Source organism: Parabacteroides sp. AF48-14, from assembly GCF_003477465.1.
GTDB classification, from domain to species: Bacteria; Bacteroidota; Bacteroidia; order Bacteroidales; family Tannerellaceae; genus Parabacteroides; species Parabacteroides acidifaciens.
On the sequence record NZ_QUDI01000004.1, the window covers coordinates 1 to 20,304 of the forward strand.

A 20,304-nucleotide genomic window follows, 5' to 3' on the forward strand; every position below is an offset into this window, starting at 1 on the left:
AGACAACGTCGCTATTTGGGCGGTTCGCGAACCGCCCCTACGAGGCCTCCGCGAGTCTCCGCTAAATCATCATCTATCTAATTTCAACTAACATGAGAGTAGCATACAATAAATTTACCCGCCGGTTTGATTTTTCCGCGCCGCAGACCTTTATTCCGGTTCTGCTGGCGTGTATGGTCTGCTGGGTGGTGAGTTATCTGTATTCCGTAGGCTATCCCGTCTATGGCGAGGTTTCGGCTACTCCTCTTTGGTACGCTATCTGCCAGGCATTGCCCGGCAAAGAATTTACCTATATCATCGGGATGGTACTGATGGCAGGAGGTGCTTTCCTGTTGCATCGCGCCAATTATGTCTTGGTATTGATCAGGGAAAAGACGATGTTGCCGTTCCTGTTTTATATCTTATTCATCAGTACGAACCCGGATTTCTTCCCGCTGAAATCTACGTCGGTCGGCGTTTTCTGCCTGATTCTGGCGATTTACCAGCTATTCACCTCCTACCACGATCCGGAAGCGAGGGAAAAAGCCTACAGTGCTGCCCTGTTGATCGGTATCGGAAGCCTGCTCTGGATTCACCTGCTCTGGTTCCTGCCCCTGTTTTGGCTCGGGATGTACAACTTCCGTTCGCTGACGCCACGTACATTTATGGCATCTCTGCTCGGTGTCGCCACCGTGTATTGGTTCCTGCTGGGCTGGTGCGTATGGCAACGGGATTTTACGCCGTTCACCATTCCTTTCCATACGCTTTTCAAGATGCACCTGTTGGCTACGGACGGCATTGTGCTGGTTGACTGGATCAGTATCATTGCAATCGCTTTCCTGACAATTGTCGCGTCTCTGAATATTGTCATGCACGATACGGAGGACTCACTGCGTTCACGCCAGTTTCTTGCGTTTCTGATTGCGATGTCGGTATGGGCTTTCAGCCTTTATTTCCTCTATGAGCAAGTCTCGGAAGAATTTCTGGAAACGGCTTGTGTACCTGCTTCCATCCTGATTGCCCACTTCTTTACGGTAACGCGAAGGCGGATTGTTTTCTGGTCGTTTTATGCAACTGTGGTATTACTGATTGCCACCTTATTCATTCGTTTATGGAATTTCTTATAGAATACGGATATATCGGCGTGTTTATCGCCTCATTCCTGGCCGCTACCATCCTGCCATTCAGCAGCGAGGTGGTTCTGACCGGCGTACTACTGGCAGGTTCGGCCTATTGGCCTTGTATGATTGCCGCGACATTAGGTAACTTCCTGGGAGGCATGAGTTGTTATTGGTTAGGTATGTTAGGGAAAGTCGAATGGATAGAGAAATATCTGAAGCTGGATGCCGTGAAACTCCAAAAGGTCCAGGACTGGATAAAAGGGAAAGGCTCTTGGATGGGCTTCTTTGTTTTCCTTCCCGGCATCGGTGATTTCATCGCCGTAGCGCTCGGTTTCCTCCGTGCCAATATCTGGATCGTCGCGATCTCGATGTTCCTCGGAAAGGCGATCCGATATTGGGTTTGGATGGAATTTGTTTACAAGGTACAGGGAATGTTCTGATTATTCCACTCTGACATATACTTTCGTATATACCTCGTTATGCCGGGCATAGATGACGTAGTTGCCCCTGAGATTATCGCCCCACGAGACCCACAGGCTCATCTTCAAAATACCGCCATTGGTCGAAATCTGGAAGATCTCTTCCAGACTGCTGTCGTAGTAAAACTCTGTGTTCTTGGGAAACTCATAGACGATTTCCTCTCCATAACCGTTGCGTACCGTCCCGATCATGCTGTCGTAGGCAGGCAAACCGTCCGCCTCGGGATTGATCAAGGCAAACCGCACGACAGCGCCTATTCTTTTTTCCTCTTTCATGATCTCCGAATCGACATAGAACTGATAGTAGTCTCCGGCCAGCGCTAACGCGAACTTCCCCGACGGGAACTGCATTACAGCTTCTTCCACGAAAGCCTGGTAGAGATGGCCCGGCGCTACGGCGACCTGAGAGACCAACCCGTCGCCGACCTTGGGAGGAACGACTTTTCCCAATCCTTTCGACGTACCGATTTCGGCAATCAGACATCTGTTTGTCTGGAAATTGTTTGCAGCATTGATGTAAATGTCTGAATTTCCCAAACGGGTCGTGCCGTTCTCCGCATCGAGCATGTTCAAAGTGGTCGCGTTATTGATTTCCAGTGTGGAATCGTCATCCGAACAAGAGAAAGCCGGAAGCAGGAACGCCACTAACAAGAACTGAAATAATAGATTCTTTTTCATCATTTTCTTTTTTTAATTAAAATCCGTTTTACAAGTGAGAAAAATAGGTTCACAAATGTATCCATATTATTCCGAAATCAAGCGGTTTCTAAGCAAAAAAGAATAAAGATATCTGTTATTCCGCCAACCACTTATTGATCTGTGTCAATATTTTTTCTTTCATCTCTTCCGGCATGTTGCTGATGCGGGAACGGTGGCTGCCTCCGGGCTGGATGTAGATTTGCTCGTTCACCTTGCCTTTGAAGGTGGGGACACGGGTCGCGCTCCAAGGGTCCACTTCACCGTAGATGAATATCATTTTCGGATCATTGTTTTTCAGGAAATCGTAGACTTTATGATAGAGCTCCGGACGGTATTCTACGCGGTCGACCAATTCACGGGGTAGCATGATACGGTTCAGGTAACCACGACTGCTGTCGATGGTCAGGTATTTCCGGAACGGCTTTGTGTCGTAGCCATAATAGCCCAATTCGCGGGCTGCCTGGACGAAAAAGGAGATGTTCGGCTGGTCCTCGGCAAAATAATCGGGGCCGCTGATGTCTGCTAAGTGGTAAAACAATGTTTTTGTGTCAGAAGAAAGGGGCGGAATAACGTTGGTCGGCGTTCCCCACTGCCAGAGGGCAAACGGGTATTCGAGCACACAATAGTCCAGCACTTCGGCCATCGGAATGCGAAACTCCAGCTTTTTATCGCGACAGAAAGTCTCCAACATCGGGACGATTTCGGCTTTACGCTTCAGGATTTCGGCTTGGAACGCTTCGATCTTCCGGCGGTCTTTCTTCGTACCGACTTTACGCAGGAACGGTTCGTGACGGCCGTCTTCAACACCCCGGTTCAAGGGAGCGACATAAGGGACGGAGAAATCGACATCGTCAGGGAAATAGGCGCGATACAGGCAAGTGGTCTGCCCACCTTTGCTGATGCCGGTGCTGACCCACTTGCTGGTGTAGAGCTGGCGGAAGGTCCGATTGACGTTATGGAGATCATAAGCTGAGTTCTCGGCTGTCAGGTAATCCCAGTTACAGGGTTCCGGGGTGGATTCCAGAAAATAACGGTATTCCACAAAGACCATATTGGCGTCGAGCAGCTTCGACAGCTCTTCCTGGTAGCGGGGATTGAGGGCGTAAGCAGCGCCATAGCCTTCGGTCACCAATATCGTGGGACGGTCGAAACCTACATGGGCGACGATCACGCGCTGGGTGAATGTCCCGGCAGCAGGGTTCTTATGATCGACCGGTTGGGTAATGCGGACGACATATTTCTCGGCGTAATAGTCCGATTCCAGTTTTTCGATGCCGCTGATACCTTTCAGGCCAGCCAGTTTTTCCTGTAATTCCTGTGCACTGCCGGCAAAGGCGATGCACAACATCAATAGGAATGTAATGCTTTTCAATAGACGTTTCATGGTATTTAATCTTTTAAAGTTATTTGTTACAATTATATCGAACTTACCTCAAGAACTGCACTCATAGCGTCTGTGTCCTGGAGAGTGTATCCAAATAAGTCCTAACGCTTTAGCGTGTCATTGCGGGCTTGACCCGCAATCTCATACTGGATTGATTACAATGATTAGTATGAGATGGCGGGTCAAGCCCGCCAGGACAGAGACACTATAAATGAAACTTTTGACATATCTTCATGACACGCTAAAGCGTTAGAACTTACTTTTGATATATCCACAATGACATGCTAAAGCGTTGATGATTACTCTTGACATACCACTATATACCAATTCATATATCCCAATCCAAAGATAAATCTTTCCATTCAGGATTCATACTTATTACAAGAACGTTTTTCCATTCTCTTTTCCAATTCTTCAATTGTTTCTCTCGAGCAATAGCTTCTTCTATTTTATTAAACTCTTCAAAATAAACAAGCTTTGAGCATTTATATTTACTGGTAAAGCCAGAGATTAATCCACTTCTGTGTTCTTGCATCCGACGTTCCAAATTATTGGTTACACCCGTATAGAGAACATTTCCGTGTACATTGGTGAGCATATATACCCAATACTGATGTATGTTTTTAACCATTATGTTAGTATGAGGTGGCGGGTCAAGCCCGCCATGACACAAGAGCAATCTTATTATCTGTATTTATGAGGATGTCCTATTCAAACAACTTGAACTCATATCCCTGCTCCTGCAACCACTCGATGGCGCGGGGCATGGCTTCGCGCATGTTGCTTTCGGCTTTCAGCGAATCGTGGAAGACGATGACGGAGCCGTTGCGCGTGTAGTTTTTGACGACGTTGAAGACTCCGTTCGGCGTCATGTGCGGACTGTAGTCGCGTGTCACGACGTCCCACATGATAATCCGGTAGTGCTTCCTGAGAAAGACCACCTGCGGAAAGCGCATATGGCCGTGGGGCGGACGGAAAAGGTTACTCTTGATGTACTCGGCAGCCTTCTCGACATTCGCCAGATAATTCTTTGTCCAGAACCGTATCCCCTGGATATGGTTGAACGTGTGGTTACCGACACGGTGTCCCCGGTCGAGCACCATCTGGTAGGTCTCCGGATACTTCCGGACGTTGTCTCCTACGCAGAAAAAGGTGGCTTTCACGCCATATTTATCGAGTATATCCAATACCCAAGGGGTAATCTCGGGGATAGGGCCATCGTCGAAGGTGAGATATACACACTTCTTCTTAGCCGGAATCCTCCAGATTACCCCTGGAAACAGGACCCTGTAGAACCAGGGCGGTTGTTCTATAAACATATCTATTCTTTGCGCACCGACTCGTAAGCCATACGGTAGTTGTCAAACTCTTCCTGGTATTTCTTACCGAATTCGGGGTTATAATGTTTGCTAATTAACAATACCTGATTAAGTGTATACAGACTGTAATACAGCTCTGATTCTATCGAAGCCATCTGCGCCGGACTCAAGCGATAGAACCAGTTGAGGTTGCGCATCGCATTATCGGCAATGGCAGTAAAGACTTCTTCTGCCTTCTCCTTCTGCCCCAACACATAATACAACTCTCCGGTTGAAATGGCCGAATAATCCAACGGGACATTTTCCGGCGGCAATACCTGCATGGACTTGTCCAGTACGGCCAGTGCCTTGTCGTTCTTGCCTTCTCTCACCAACGCTTCCGCCAGTTTGTTGAACAACATCGTACGGTAGCTTTTACACATACGCATGACGTTCTCGTCGATGTAAACGCCCGGTTTGTCTACGCCGCCCCATTTGAATTTGTTCATCACGTTGTCATACATCTTGTCGGTATTGACCGCTTTGTTGGCTTCCTTCGGAACGATCTGATAAGCCAGACCGGTCTGTTCGAAATAGCCGTCCAATTTGATGAACTGGTCGGAATTAACCGTGATGGCATAATAGATCGGACGTTCGAAGTTATTGGTCTGCAACATATCGAGGATCGTCAGTTCCTGTTTGCCCAAGGCGTTCTTGCCTCTCAGGTCGATCATCATCTGGCTGACCATTCCATCCGTATTACCACCCAACACTTTGGCTCCGGCAACCGAATCGACCTTATAATAAAGTCTGTCGGCCGGGATATAATCCAGTTCCTGGTTGATGCCCGGAATCTTCTTGAATTTCGGATCATCGCTACGGACAAAGTTCAACGCCACATTCAGGTCGATCGAGTCTTTTGTCAGCGGGAATACATAGGCTGCATCGCGCGTTCCCTGGATATACTGGTCGCGTGTCCAGGTGATCGGCAGCGGAGCGGACTCGTAAGCCTGTTTCTTCATCTGGTCGATATACCAGTCTGTTTGCAGGTAGCTGGTGTTACATACACGGACGTCGGTACGGACTCCTTCGACCTCCTGGGCATACCACAGCGGGAAGGTATCGTTATCGCCATTCGTAAAGATCACGGCGTTCGGCTCGCATGATTCCAGATAGTTTGACCCGAAATCACGGCAGACATAACGGCCTGAACGGTCGTGGTCGTCCCAAGTCTGACTGGCCATCTGGACAGGCACGAACAGACAGAGCACAGTCGCCACCGAGCCAGCAATTACCGGATTCAGCTTGCCGTAGCGTTCCAGCCCTTTTGCTAAGGCCGCGACACCAAACCCGATCCAGATACAGAAGGCATAGAACGAACCGGCATACGCATAGTCTCGTTCACGCGGCTGGTAGGGCGTCTGGTTCAGATAGAGCACAATGGCCAGACCTGTCATAAAGAACAGGAAGAATGTAACCCAGAAACTCTGGATACCCTTCTGTCCGGAATAAGCCTGGAACAACAGGCCCAGAATACCCAACAGCAGAGGCAGCATATAATAGACGTTATGTCCTTTGTTATTGATAATATCGTACGGCATATCCTCCTGCGGGCCGACCAATACCTCGTCGATAAACGGAATACCGGTGATCCAGTTACCGTTCAGCACTTCCCCATTTCCCTGGATGTCGTTCTGACGGCCGGAGAAGTTCCACATGAAGTAGCGCCAGTACATAAAATTCAGCTGGTAGGAGAAGAAGTAACGCAAGTTTTCCGCAAACGTCGGTTTCATCACGCTCTTGATCTCGCCGCAATAGTTATACTTCACCGGCTGGCCTTTCACCTGCGCCCATTCCTTATAGGCCTCGATATGGCGCGCATCGGTACTGAACATACGCGGGAAGAGCATATTCAGCTCGTCTACATATTTATAATCCTGATCGCGACGGGAAACGTAGTAACGGTCTTTCTCGTTCTTGTCTTTCTTGACTACACGGCTCCAGGTCGGTTCGCCTTCCGTCGTAACGGGGACGCAATTGCCTCCCTGGTTCTCACGTTGTACTTCGGAAACATATGTCTGTCCGTAGATAAGCGGTGTCTTACCGTATTGTTCACGTGCCAGATAAGTACGCAGCGTGAAGATGTCGCTCGGTGCGTTCTGGTTCATCGGCGTGTCGGCTGTCGCACGGATCAGTGTCAGTGCATACGAAGAATAACCGACAACGACTACCATCAGGCAAACCAGGATCGTATTCAACGTCTTGATATCAACCTTTTTGCTCCAGAACAGATAAAGGCTCAAGGCTGCCGTCAGAATAACAGCCAGCACATACCCGCTACCGATAAACGGAATACCGATCAGTACGATCGACAGGATAAAGGCAATCTTCATCCGTGTCGGATGAACCTCATCGCGCATCGTTTCCCAGATAGACCAGATCAAGACGCCGGCCACTATAATCACATAAGCGAATACTCCGGAATTATAAGGCATACCTAATACGTTGACGAACAACAGTTCGAAATAACCGCAAACCTCGACCAGTCCCTGCACCACCCCATACATCATCAGGGCAACGATAGCAAAGGAAACCAGCAGGGCGACAAGCGTCCCCTTCATGGTCGGATTCGGGAATTTCTTATAGTAATATACCAACACGATAGCCGGGATACACAGCAAGTTCAGCAAGTGGACGCCGATACTCAACCCCATCAGGTAAGCGATCAACACGATCCAGCGGTCTGCATGCGGTTTGTCGGCTACGGCCTCCCACTTCAAAATCAGCCAGAAAACGACTGCCGTGAAGAGGGACGAGTAGGCATAAACCTCTCCTTCCACAGCACTGAACCAGAAGGTATCGCTGAAAGTATAAGCCAATGCACCGACCAGACCGCTACCCATGATAGTGATCATCTGTCCCAAAGAGGCTTCTTCGCCGTCTTTCACCATGATCTTGCGGGCAAGATGGGTGATACTCCAGAAAAGGAACAGGATAGTCAGCCCGCTAAACAAAGCAGACATCGAATTTACCATCTTTGCAACTGTGGCAGAGTCGGATGCGAGTTGTGTAAACAGATTGGCCGTCAACATAAAGAACGGCGCTCCGGGCGGATGCCCTACTTCCAGCTTGTAGGCTGAAGAAATGAACTCACCACAATCCCAGAAGCTGGCAGTGGGTTCGATAGTCATCAAATAGACGGTTGAAGCGATTGCAAAAACAATCCAGCCCAACACGTTGTTGATCAATTTATACTTTCCCATACTTTGTATAAAGTGTAATAATTAATTGTCTTAATTCTGTATCCTCACACGGACAGTCGGCCGCAAAGGTAAGCATTTACGTTTAATACCAACGCCCTGATACGCTATAAATTGTGTGGAAGAGATTAGAAATATATTAAAGAATTGCCTGAATAACAGAATAAAATCTGAAGATTTGCCGACATTTGGATGACAGGATACTGACATGGCTGTCATAATTCGAATCCATATTGTGTTATTGTAATCATATTTAAGATATAAGAAAATCAGCCGGGTTATCAAACAAGCAGCAACCCGGCTGATTCAATTGGTTAGCATTGATAAATCACAATCCGTTAATTTCCTCTACCGACAAACCGGTACATTGCGCAATCGTTTCAATATTGATCCCCTGTTTTTTTAAATTGGTAGCAATAAAACGTTGTTCTTCGATTTTGCCTTCTGCTAAACCTTCCGCTTTGCCTTTTTCTATTCCTTTCTCCATCCCATCTTCAAAACTCGTGTCGAGTGCTGCAGAAAGGTCGCGCTCGACGGAGAGGCTCAATTCATATTCCAGGCGTTGGTCGGGGGTCATGCGCTCTACCTCCACAATGCTTTTAAGCTTGCGGAATATCTGATTGTTCAGTTCTTGGGGTAATCGTTCCATGATCTCGATGTTATTTAAAACGTATAACCACTTCTTATAAAGCGTGTCGCACTCATGCAAAGGTAATACAAATTTTGGCATTTCAAGATAGATTTCATTCAGTGTTTCGCTGAAAGGAATTTTCAGCTCCCGGTCCATGCGTACAATGTCCCAGCGGTATTTCTCCGGACGGGACGGATCCATGATATAATTCAAGACACAGACAACGTAGACTTTATTGATCTGATAGTTCCACCGCTTGCGGATATTTTCGTCCGGTTCTTTTTCTAACTTTTCCTTTACAATCATAGACTGTTGCTGAATGGCGAACGAAGCATAATACAACACCCTGTCGGAAAAATACTTCTGACGGCTTTTCTGCATCTCGCAAATGAAGACTTCCCCTTTTTCGTTTTCGCAGAAGATATCGAAAACGGCGCGTCGCTGATCCTGTTTCAAACCGAGCATCTCAACATTCCGGAATGTGATGTCGACAATCACTTCCTGTTGGATGACTTCATTTAAAAAGCTGATAATAAGATCTTTGCTTACTTCACTGCCGAAAATTTTCTTCCAGCCAAAATCCGAGAAGGGATTGATAAATTTGTCCATAATTAATTGTTTTAGTTATTACTATTAACACTTCTTTGGCAAAGGTAGACAAATATTGCATATAGAGTGAATAAAAATGAAATTATTTTTATTGGTGTTTCCATGCCCATCCATTCGAAATTCCATGCCCATGCAATCCGATTTGCTTCAAATCTGTCAAGTTTTGAATCTTCTGCAAACCTGACAAATTACAATAACCCCCTGTTTCGACTGTTTTTCTATTTCGTCCGAAATCTTGATCGATTTTGGATTGACTTTTTTCACGATTTAATCCCCCTTTTCTGACAATAGAAAAAAAGAGGTGCGCAGTCCGTTCCCAAAAGTGTGCAATCTGATTACCGAAAACCGGAAACGCCGTCAAAGTGATAAACCTTAACTCCCGGAGAATCGAATATTTGAAAATAAAACGGACGGCGTTCCAAATATCGCAAGGAAATTCAGGTGCTTTTTTGCCCTGAAAACGGTCCTCTTTCCAATTACGACCGTTCAAATCGCCATTACGACCGTGCTAATCTTCGCGAGGTGCCGAGTGCACTACACATTAGCACGGTCGTAATGGCAAAGAGGACGGTCGTAATTGTTGAAAATGCTCGAAAAAGGCGAAAAAGGCCCTTTTTGAGGTCAAAAAAGCGGATTAACATTTGTTTTGTTTCGGATGTCTCTTGGACTTGAAAAATCTGTTTTATACAATAAGCCCCCCTGCCGCAGGCTCTCTTTTGCCGTTGATTTCAATCAACGGGTTGATAAGTTCCCGGCTTTGCCGGATTCCTCTGTGGGTTTCAACCCCTTTCAAATATCTACAAGCAATCTCTATTAAAGGGGCTGAAGCCCACAGAGGAAGAAGCTCTGCCTCTAAGCTCTAAAACCGTTCGTTGAAACGAAACGGCAAAAGAGAGCCTGCGGCAGGGGGCTTATTGTATAAAACGCATTTTTTGAGCTCGAAAGGCACCCTAATTCAAACAAATGCCAATCCACTTTTCAGCCGTCAAAAAGGAGCTTTTTCCTATGATCCGGCATCTTATCGCTGCGAAGAGGGACTTTATCGCTCTGACCCGGAACTTTGTTGCCCCGAAGTCAGACTTCATATAGCACGAAGTCAACCTTCAGAGCGACGAAGCGTTACTTTAAGGCTATTTTCTGCGCACCTTACGGCAACATACCCCCCCAAATTTCCTTGGGATATTTGGAACGCCTCCGTCTTCGTCCGCAAATATTCGATTCTCCGGGAGTTAAGGTTTATCACTTTGCCGGCGTTTCCGTCTTTCGGCAATCAAATTGTACGCTTTTCGGTATGGGCTCGGCACCTCATTTCGTTTGTTGTCATCCGAGCAGGTTAAAACAGTGAAAAGAGTCAATCCAAAATCGATCATGATTTCGGACGAAATAGAAAAACAGTCGAAACAGGGGGTTATTGTATATTTCCCAATTTACAAAAGGTCCAAAACGTAAGAAATAATGAACCATCCCGTTCCCGCGCTCCGACGCGGGATCGCAAAGGAACTGCCGTATTTTGGACCGATAAATCATCATTTTTATTCCCAAAACCTGGGGATTATGTTGCATAAACGGTATTGTTTTGTCCTGTAACCCATCTGTTTTGGAAAATTATGGGCGTTTTCCCTTGTTGATTCGGAAAACCTATTTACCTTTGCAACGATTCCGTAGTGGGCAGCGGCCTACGGAGCGCGGGATCAATTACATATTGTAAGCATTTTACGAAGATTATTCCAATTCGAAAATCTAGCAAATTATTAAGTCAAGTGGGATAATAGACAGTAAATGCTTGCGCTGACTACGTATAACTTCACCTGCCATTTTTATGGGAGGATTGTTTTATATCGTATAAGGCGCGAGCTGTTGTTCTATTATTACTTGACGGGCTTTGCTAGAGCCTTCGAATTGATAATAGATAACACGCTCGCGTTTTTTTATGCCCGTTCATAATCATTCGCGGGGGTGTTCTCACCCCCTTCGTGAAATTAGTTGTTGGATTTTTAAACACTATTTTATTAACAATTAATTATTAATGATTATGAACAAGAGATTTTCTACTCTTTTGGCTGCCACCCTGGTGGCCGGTGGGTTCTCCTTCAATGCAATGGCATCAGTGACCGCCGGTCCTGGTTCTATTAAAACAGGTGAATACACATTGTTGAAATTTGACAATAGTAGTGACAAGGTTCTGTCTGTAGATCCGGCTACTCGCAAATTGGAGGTTATTGATTATTCAACTTTAATCTCTAGTAATAAGCTTGCCGCAGGTACTTCTTTAAAAAAGTTGAATAATGCACTGTGGAAAGTAACAGTTAATTCTTCAACGAGTGTAACTGGGCAAAGTGTAACTTATTCTTTTACAAACAAAGCGGGACAAGCTTTAACTGTTGATTTGCTGACTGATGCTGTTGGTCATGTAACCAATGGAACTGCCGCTATTTCAAAATCTACAACTGGGAATACGACTTGGGCATGGACTGATGCTAACGGTTTGTATGCCGTAAAAAGTTTTGGAACAGAAAAAGGTGACTCCGTATTTTATTTCACAAAAGATTTAAAATTGAAGTCTGCTGTCTATGATGTTACATCACCTTCTATTCCGACTGATGGAGCTTTAGTTGGTGTAGAAGACATGAGTCAGTATACTATTGAGCTGACTGCTGCCAGCTTTAATGATCTGATGAGTACTTATGAAGGTAAGTTGTTTTTCAATAACGGAAAGGATGTTTCTGCCAGTGAAACAAATGCATTGAAAAACCAAAAATGGCAGGCATTACCTTTTGGTACTTCTACTTATACAGCAGGAGCTAATGCGATCGCAGCTGTAAATGCAGGAAGTGAAACAGCTTTCTTCTTGTGGAATGGAAAAGAAGTATTGGCTGGTAATAACGACTTGACTGCAAAAGACCAGAAAAAGAAGTTCTTCCTGGTTGTTGATAATAACTGTTATAATACAGAAGAGACCTTGAATAAGTTGGTAATTGATACACTGGGTTGGGAGCCGATCTTTGACGCAAGTAACAATTTAACGGCTATTACTGCTGATAATTTGAAAACTCGTTCTACTGTTGCTAAGCGTAGTCCGCTTGCTGCTGGTTTCAAAGGGGTTTACCATATAGCAAAAGACTCCTTAGTTCTGACCGCTTTGGCTCGTCCTGCTTCAATTCCTGTGACTACTACTTTAGGCGCAATAAATACAAATAGTGGTTATGGTACAGGTTCAACAGCAATGGACAACTTAGAAAAGGCTGTTGTTAGTTTTATTGGCGGATTCGCAAGTAATCCTCCTGCAGATAAAGCAACATTTGCAGAATCCAATTTTGAATCAGATGGAAGTGCTTATACTTATCTGGCTTCAGGCGGAACAACTCCTGTTTCAGGTAAAGCATTAGTAGATAAAGCTAACGAATATATTGCAACTCTTACAGGAGATGCAAACAAGGCAGCAAAAGCAACTGCCCAAAATTATCTTGCTGCTATCAAGGGGTTGGCTATTGTAAAGGCTTCAACTGGAGGCAATGCTCTTCCTACTGTTACTACGGACAAATTTGTAAATGGAAAGAACTTTGCAGACGGTGTAACGGCTATGGATGTCACTCAGTATGAATCTGCTGCTAACAAAGGTGGTCAATTGTCAATTAAGAAATTGAGTTCCACTTATGTTTTGACTCCTGCTCCTGTTTCAACAGCAGAAGCTACTTTGGCTTCTGATTTCATCGCTCCGTTGATCCAGCCGTTTGCTACTGCCCCTGCTGATGGTGGCAATGCTGTAATCACTGAGGGTCTCTATTATATCAAAGATATGATGAAAGCCGATGATAACAAATATTATGGTACTTTCTATGATCTGAGTGTGGTGAATGCTGCAAAACGTGTTCAGAAAGAGCAAGCCTTTAATCCGTATGCACAGTTTATTGTAGAGAAAACAGCAGGAACAACAAAGGGTAACTATGTTATCTCTAATCGTGCTGGCGCAACAGATAATGAAAGTGTTGATAACTGGTATGGTGTAACTAATGTAGTCGACAAAGATAATAATATCTATACAATCAATGGTGACACTATCCAATTAGTAGCCGCTGACGACGTAGACGAAGACAACGCTTATATCGGCTTCAAATATATCACAGCTAACGATGCAAAGAACAACAAGTTCACCATCACTTCTGCTGCTGAAATGCTTGCAGGACAGACGATCGTAATGGTAAAAGACTCCAGCTTGAAGATTGCTGAAGGCGAAATGCTGTTTACTTTGACTCCGAGTGCAGAAACTGAATATGGTGCAAACGAAGACTTGATAAATGTATCTTACACGATCTACAATGATGCCGACTCAACTTACTTAGTAAAGAAAGACGGTAACTATCGCTTCATCCACGAATCCAACATTGCTCCTGCAGCTATCACTAAGTTCTATATGATCGCTGTCGATACTGATTCTACTTATGTTTTGGCTGACGGTTTAGACGCTGCTACTAAAATGGTTATCAGTACTCAGTACAAGACTATCTCTGCTATGGACTTGGACGAACGTAACGACATGTTCATCGTTAAACCGCAGTCTGCTCCTGCTTCTTACAAATCTCTGCCGAAACACGTACGCATCCAGGCCATCAACGGTGACTATGCTGCCGTTAATGCTAAGAACCAGGGTATTGCTGTCCGTGAAGGTGATTTGAAGGCTGATGCTTATGACAACTTAGACTTTATCTTCTGGTTGGATACAGCTCATTATGAAAATGCAGCTCCTTACACTTACTACATCACGAAGGGTGTAAAAGAAACAGAAGAAGTGGCTGCAAGCAGACTGTATATGTGGAACTCTGTAGACTCTGCTGATGTAAAGGATGCAAACAAAGAACTTCCGTATGTCTATGGTGCAGGTGCAAACCGCGTAATGTTCCGCACTGCTTCTATCATGGCTCAGGATACATTGTTAGTTCCGACTATGGATGCTGTAGCTAAGATCGACACTGTTGCTGCTGGTGATGGTACATCTAAGGACGGTTTGAAACATGCAGTTAAGGCTGGTGTTAAGAACTTCCAGTTCAGCTTCGAATTTGCAAGCAAAGATGCAGATAACGAATACAACATCGTATGCCAGAATAACAACGGTAAGAACTATGTTCACAACATCAACGGTGTATTGGCAATGGGTCCGAAAGAAGACGCAGTTGTCGTAAACGTTCTTGACGTAACTCCGGAAGACGAAGCTGCAACAGGTAACGAAACGATCAACGCTGAAGGCGTAACAGTTATCGCTGCTAACGGCGGTGTTCAGATCATCGGTGCACAGGGCAAGAAGGTTGTTATCACGAACATCTTAGGCCAGACAGTTGCTAACACAGTTCTTTCTTCTGACAACGCAACAATCGCTGCACCTCAGGGCGTAGTCGTAGTTGCTATCGAAGGCGAAGATGCTGTAAAGGCTATCGTAAAATAAGAATGAATTTATAATCAAATAATTCTAAATAGATTGCGCGGGGTTGTGCGGGATGCGCGTAGAGACGGACGGCCGTCCGTCTCTACATTACGGATGAATATCCGTTTATCCCAATCAACACCAATTACCCTGTGACAGGCGAACAAGCGGTCAAGTTTAATATTAATAATACTAAAGTAATTGAATTAAAAGTTCAATGTAGCCGGTAGCCCTGTGAAGGACGAAAGCATACAAAAGATTAGTCCCGGAAGATGGTAACACTTCCGGGACTTTGTCGTTTTATAGGGTTGCCGCTTCTTTGTCCCTGTGTTTGGCGCGCTGTATGTCACAGTAAGGAAAACCGAACCGGTCATTGAGTCTTCACTTCATTCTTACCACCGGCAAGTTTTATCTCCTGTCCGCCCCAGACGAATGTCCCGGTCAGGGAGGCCGGCAAAGTGACCGTACCGGAAAGTCCTTTTCCGCTCTTCTTCAAACTGACTTCGATGATGCCTGCCGGATGAGGGATTTTTCCTTCGATTTGCTTCAACGATCCCAAATGAGGGGCGACACGCACCGAGCGGAATCCCGGTTCGGCCGGCTCCACACCACAGACGGTAGCCAGGAAATCATAGACAGGGCTTGCGCTCCAGGCATGACAGTCCGAACGGGTCGGTTCCGGGTTTTCCGCAAACGTAGTCAATCCGATTGCCAGCATATCCTGCCAGGGTTTCAACATTTCCGTGTAGTGGTCTGCCAATCCGACCTTTTTCAGAGCACGGAACAGGTAAAAGCGATAATAGAAAGTCGCCTGTATCAAAGAAGGGTCCGTATTCAGCTTATTGAACAGCGCTTGTTGCTTCTCCTGCGGGACGGCATCCGAAAGTATGCCCATGATATTGGCGTGCTGGCTGTAACTTGCTTCATCCGGATCATCCGCAAGCATCTGTTTTCCTTCATTCCAACATTTATCCCAAGTATGACGGCATAAGGATTGATAGACTTTTTCGTAAGAACGGGCCAAATCGGTTTCGCCAAATTCTTTCAGCAACTCGATCGCATCCTTCAAGGTATAAGCCAGTTGAAGGGAAAGAATGGAAGAACCACCTGTCATAGCAGCTTTATGAGTCCCGCCAAGCGGTTGGTCATTGTTCCAGGGCCACTGTTTCGGCCAGTCGATGAAGTTCCAGTGAGGCACCGGTCCCAGGATACCCGTCTCCGGATCGATCTTGCTTGTAAACCATTCTAACACGCTCTTGACACCCGGCATACAGTTTTTCACAAAAGCAGGATCATCCCTGTACATCCAGTAATCGTGCACCATATTAATCCAATAGAGCGAGAAAGGCGGGATGTATTGCGGCACCCGGCTCGGATAGCGGCTGGTCGTAATCCCCTCATACGAACGGGAATAGTCGAACATCTTGATTGCCTTCCGCATCAACCGGTCGTCACCATCCACATAGAGGGAAATCAATGCCTGGATGCGCGTATCACCCACATATTGCAGTTGTTCGTAATACGGACAGTCGTAATAGGTCTCGTTCGCACACAACCGGGCTGTACGCCAACCGACCTCCCATATCTTTTGCAAATCCGGCTGGTCACTACTGAAGCTGCCATTCTCCTTGAACGGATAGGCGGTGTACATTCCATAAAGATCCAATAACGTAAGTGGTTCCCCTTTCGTCTCGATTTCGACTTGCAGGTAACGGTAGGTACGGAACCACAACGGACGGAACACCCGGTCGCGTCCTCCATCGGGATAGAATTTATCCGTAAATCCGCCTACCTCGCGCCCTTCTATATCGTTGCGGTTTCCTTTCTGCCCGTCCTTATACAAAGCTTCGCTATACCGCATCCGTATCTCGCTGCCCTTGCCTCCCGACACTTTCAGTTCCGGATAAGCATTCGTCAGATAGGACTGGTCGATCAGCAGCGTGACTTTCCGGTTGGCCGGAACCGTCATCGGGGCGTTTCCCTTTAGAAATGCAGAAGAAACAGTCAATCCTTCCGAACGCCGGATTGTCTGCATCCGCACCAAGGAGTCTTCCATCAGAGGGATATCGCGCCGGCACAACACCCAGTCATACCCGGTCCCGACCCCGTAAGGCTGCCCGCGTCCCAACGACACAACCTCTTTCCATGCACTGTCATCATAGTCCGCCGTTTCCCAATTCCAAGGATATAAAGAGGCATCCACAATATCGGCGCAACCCACATCCTGCCGGTTCTCAACAGAAGGGGCATAGGCCGGATTCTGATAGACTTTCCAGCCCCGACCGGTATTGACAACCGCTTCACGGGCTGTATTTCCCTGCACAATCAGACCGGTCTTCAACGTCATCTGCGCTCCCGGCGTATAACGTCCAGCATTCCAGACAATCGCGGCAAGCGTATTTTTTCCTTCTTTCAACAGAGAAGAGATATCTACCGTTTCAAAATACCAGTGGTTCAAATCTCCACGCGCCGGTCCATAGCAGACAGGCGTCCCGTTCACAAAAAGCCGGTAACGGTTGTCCGCCGAGACATTTATCACAAAGGATTCCGGTTTACTATCCAGCTGGAAGCTCTTCCGGAAATGATAAACCCCATAATCATAAAGAGAAACCTGTGGACAGGATATCCAGTTAGCATCCCATTTACGGGCCAGAAGAGAGGCATCGGGAGCCACTTCCCGCACACCATTATTATCCACTGCATAGCCAAAAGCCGTAAACCGATGGACTCCCGCTCCGACATCCGGATATTTCTTTCCATCGGGAAGGATAACTGTTGCAGTTGCATTCACCGGCACTTCGACCGTCAATTCAAATTTCCCCTCCTGGATCCGCCAGTCGGAACAGACCTGTCCATAAAGGGATTGATATGTGCCCCGGCAATAAGTAAGATCGCCTGCAGGTTGGGGAGCTATAATAATATGCTTCATCCCCGGCTTCGTTTCATCATAACGGATGCCGGCAAGCGTATTATAGAACCAGGCTACTACGCTTCCGAACATAGGATGGCAACGGGAGGCTTTTCCTTCCCACCGTTCCCACAGGCAAGAGTAACGGTCGTCCATCACATAACCGAATCCCGGTATATCCCGCTGGTTCATCAACCGGAACGCGATATCGCTACGCCCGTTATCTGTCAGGACCTGCAACAATAAAGGAGTCGCCATAATTCCCGTATCGAAGTGATTCCCGATACTTTCCAGATGGGCAAGCAAGGCGTTGAACACAGCCTCCTTCTTCTCTTCCGGGACCATCCCGAAAGCCAGCGGAAAGACATCTGCCCCCTGTCTGCCTTCCCAATAATGATTGGTCACGGGATTGAAAAAGACGGCATTAAAATCTTGTTTAATCTTCGTACACAGCCGGTCAAAATCTTGTTTGTCTTCTCCTTTTCCTAAAGCTGCCGCCACATTCGACATCAAGGATGCCGAATGATAATAGTAAGCCGTATTAACCAGGGCTTCCGGAAGTTCCATCTTTTTCCCCGGCGCACACCAATCCCCCAAGCACCAGCCGTCCGGCTCTTCCCGGACGACGATTCCCCGCTCATCCGTTCGTGTGCCGAGATAAGATACCCATTGTTTCATTCCTCTATAATGCCGGCTTAGCAAAGCAGTGTCACCGTAATAGCAATAATAAGCCCAAGGCATAATCACATAGGCCGAGCCCCATGCCGGACCACCGCCACCGCCTCCAAACGGAGCGGTATGCGGGACATAGCCACTCTTTCTGTTCCGGGCATCTTCCATATCGTCAAACCATTTCCGATAGAATTGAGTCATATCGAACGAAAGAAGGGAACTTTCCACGACCACTTGTGCATCTCCGGTATAAGCCAGACGTTCCCGGTGCGGGCAATCACTGCTGATACTGCCATGAAAGTTATTCGTCTGCGTCCGCAGATAGACTTCGTTTATCTTGTTGAACAGCTCATTCGAGCAACTGAAACTACCGGCAGGCTTCGCATCCGTATGTACAACCTTCGCAATCAGACTGTTTTCATCTATCTTGACCCGGCGGGATGTAACTTCGATATAGCGGAAAGTATGCCAGGTAAAACGCGGTTCCCATTGTTCTTTCCGGTTCCCCCGCAAGGTATAGGAGTCCACTTGTCCAAAATCATCATTCTCTTCTCCTACAAAACGGAGCTTGACCTGATCGCCGGCATTCCCCTCCACATTAATCTGCGCCCAACCGGAAACCATTTCCGGAAAGACAAACCAATAAGTGGAATCGGTTTTCTGTTTCCAACGCACCGGTTTCAACGTCCTGACAACTCTGTCATAAGGGGCAAGCTGGGCATGTAAACGATCTGTCGGCGCTCTCATTATAAGAACATTCTTCCAGGAAGAATCATCATATCCGTTCCGGTTCCAGCCATCGAGTTCCAGGCGGGCATCATACACTTCGCCGGTAAATATGGCATCATGCAATAAAGGGCCGGCAGTTGTTTTCCAGCTACCATCCGAGCCAATCATTTCCGTCGAGCCATCGGCATATTCTATTTCCAACTGGCATAATAAACGAGGCGTATCGTACCACATACAGCCTTCCACCGTCCGGTCACGCTGGTTATACCACCCGTTTCCCAACAGGACACCGACCGTATTGTCTTCTTTCTGCAACAAAGAAGTAACATCGAATGTATTATAAAGAACCCGCTGTGCAGACTGGTCGTCAAAGAAATAAAGCATCTTCTTTAGCGGACGGCGATCATAGTTGGTAACGGCGGGAGCCAATACCTGATCTCCCACTTTTGTTCCATTGAGATACATCTCATAGAACCCCAATCCACAGATATAGACTTTTGCCTGTTTGACCGGCTTGCTGATTCGGAATCCTTTACGGATATAGGGGGCGGGATAAGTCAAAGTCGAATCAGGGTAGCGGTCTTCCTGACTTCCGATCCAACGAGCTTTCCAGTCGGAAGGTTTCAACAGCCCCATCGTCCATTTCCCCGTACCGCTCCACGAAGATGGTTTCTCTTTCTCATCCCAAACCATTACTTTCCAGTAAAGCGTCTGCCTCGATTCAAGAGGTTTACCCTTATACTCGATCTGATTGGAAGATGAAGAAATCACTTTCCCGGAATCCCAGAAGTCGGCTTGCTTATCCGTAAGTAGCGATGGGGAACTTGCCACCAGGATACGATAGGCTGTCTGGTTTTTTGTCTGTTCCGACGACTGCAACTGCCAGCCCAGCAAAGGCTTTTCATTCTCTACCGCAATCGGCTCTTCCAGATATTCACACCGAAGATTACAGACGGACATTCTTTCCTGCCCGGAAACAGAAGCGGCAAATCCTAAAAGGAAAGAGAGTAGCAGACAAAAATACTTCATAACATTAAGATTAACGGAGTGTTCACGATATCAATCGTACAAATATATCGATATCTATCCATCTGTTACTTACAAATTTGGGAATTAAAT

11 protein-coding genes are annotated in these 20,304 nt (G+C 46.5%); 3 read left to right on the forward strand and 8 right to left on the reverse strand.

Annotation, left to right across the window (positions count from 1 at the left end):
* Window positions 1-92 precede the first annotated feature (92 nt).
* Together DW083_RS02895 and DW083_RS02900 are read left to right on the forward strand one after the other, a co-directional pair.
* Window positions 93-1,106, forward strand: a complete 1,014-nt coding sequence (locus tag DW083_RS02895) for a hypothetical protein (protein WP_122331366.1) — start codon at window positions 93-95, stop codon at window positions 1,104-1,106.
* Window positions 1,091-1,540 carry a YqaA family protein gene (locus DW083_RS02900; RefSeq protein WP_115498555.1) on the forward strand — a complete coding sequence of 150 codons (450 nt, stop codon included), beginning with the start codon at window positions 1,091-1,093 and terminating at the stop codon, window positions 1,538-1,540. Before DW083_RS02895 ends, DW083_RS02900 begins: the two co-directional genes overlap by 16 nt.
* Here the strand turns inward: DW083_RS02900 and DW083_RS02905 are convergent, their stop codons facing one another.
* The 7 genes from DW083_RS02905 to DW083_RS02935 form a co-directional block, all read right to left on the reverse strand.
* Complete coding sequence (locus DW083_RS02905; RefSeq protein WP_122331424.1) at window positions 1,541-2,257, reverse strand: DUF5036 family protein; 717 nt, start codon at window positions 2,255-2,257, stop codon at window positions 1,541-1,543. It lies immediately after the preceding gene.
* 115 nt (window positions 2,258-2,372) lie between these two features.
* Window positions 2,373-3,626, reverse strand: a complete 1,254-nt coding sequence (locus tag DW083_RS02910; protein ID WP_233551734.1) for a S28 family serine protease — start codon at window positions 3,624-3,626, stop codon at window positions 2,373-2,375.
* Between the two features lie 364 nt (window positions 3,627-3,990).
* A complete protein-coding gene (locus DW083_RS02915; RefSeq protein WP_255419772.1) occupies window positions 3,991-4,293 on the reverse strand; it encodes a GIY-YIG nuclease family protein in 303 nt (100 codons plus the stop codon).
* Between the two features lie 76 nt (window positions 4,294-4,369).
* Window positions 4,370-4,981, reverse strand: coding sequence for a polysaccharide deacetylase family protein (locus tag DW083_RS02920; RefSeq protein WP_122331369.1), 612 nt, complete (start codon window positions 4,979-4,981; stop codon window positions 4,370-4,372).
* Window positions 4,982-4,983: 2 nt separating this feature from the next.
* A complete protein-coding gene (locus DW083_RS02925; RefSeq protein ID WP_122331370.1) occupies window positions 4,984-8,223 on the reverse strand; it encodes a DUF2723 domain-containing protein in 3,240 nt (1,079 codons plus the stop codon).
* Window positions 8,224-8,548: 325 nt separating this feature from the next.
* A complete protein-coding gene (locus tag DW083_RS02930) occupies window positions 8,549-9,460 on the reverse strand; it encodes an Rpn family recombination-promoting nuclease/putative transposase (RefSeq protein ID WP_122331371.1) in 912 nt (303 codons plus the stop codon).
* An 88-nt stretch (window positions 9,461-9,548) separates the two neighbouring features.
* On the reverse strand, window positions 9,549-9,950 hold the full coding sequence (locus tag DW083_RS02935) for a hypothetical protein (RefSeq protein ID WP_122331372.1): 402 nt from the start codon (window positions 9,948-9,950) through the stop codon (window positions 9,549-9,551).
* Window positions 9,951-11,738: 1,788 nt separating this feature from the next.
* Between DW083_RS02935 and DW083_RS23475 the strand changes: the two genes are divergently transcribed.
* Window positions 11,739-14,897, forward strand: coding sequence for a DUF6383 domain-containing protein (locus DW083_RS23475; RefSeq protein ID WP_147382080.1), 3,159 nt, complete (start codon window positions 11,739-11,741; stop codon window positions 14,895-14,897).
* A 349-nt stretch (window positions 14,898-15,246) separates the two neighbouring features.
* Here the strand turns inward: DW083_RS23475 and DW083_RS22460 are convergent, their stop codons facing one another.
* Complete coding sequence (locus tag DW083_RS22460; protein ID WP_233551716.1) at window positions 15,247-20,214, reverse strand: family 78 glycoside hydrolase catalytic domain; 4,968 nt, start codon at window positions 20,212-20,214, stop codon at window positions 15,247-15,249.
* Between the last annotated feature and the right edge of the window lie 90 nt (window positions 20,215-20,304).

Coding starts and splice junctions, on each gene's coding strand:
- DW083_RS02895 (WP_122331366.1), top strand. CDS start 93: ATGAGAGTAGCATACAATAAATTTACCCGCCGGTTTGATTTTTCCGCG.
- DW083_RS02900 (WP_115498555.1), top strand. CDS start 1,091: ATGGAATTTCTTATAGAATACGGATATATCGGCGTGTTTATCGCCTCA.
- DW083_RS02905 (WP_122331424.1), bottom strand. CDS start 2,257: ATGAAAAAGAATCTATTATTTCAGTTCTTGTTAGTGGCGTTCCTGCTT.
- DW083_RS02910 (WP_233551734.1), bottom strand. CDS start 3,626: ATGTTGTGCATCGCCTTTGCCGGCAGTGCACAGGAATTACAGGAAAAA.
- DW083_RS02915 (WP_255419772.1), bottom strand. CDS start 4,293: ATGGTTAAAAACATACATCAGTATTGGGTATATATGCTCACCAATGTA.
- DW083_RS02920 (WP_122331369.1), bottom strand. CDS start 4,981: ATGTTTATAGAACAACCGCCCTGGTTCTACAGGGTCCTGTTTCCAGGG.
- DW083_RS02925 (WP_122331370.1), bottom strand. CDS start 8,223: ATGGGAAAGTATAAATTGATCAACAACGTGTTGGGCTGGATTGTTTTT.
- DW083_RS02930 (WP_122331371.1), bottom strand. CDS start 9,460: ATGGACAAATTTATCAATCCCTTCTCGGATTTTGGCTGGAAGAAAATT.
- DW083_RS22460 (WP_233551716.1), bottom strand. CDS start 20,214: ATGAAGTATTTTTGTCTGCTACTCTCTTTCCTTTTAGGATTTGCCGCT.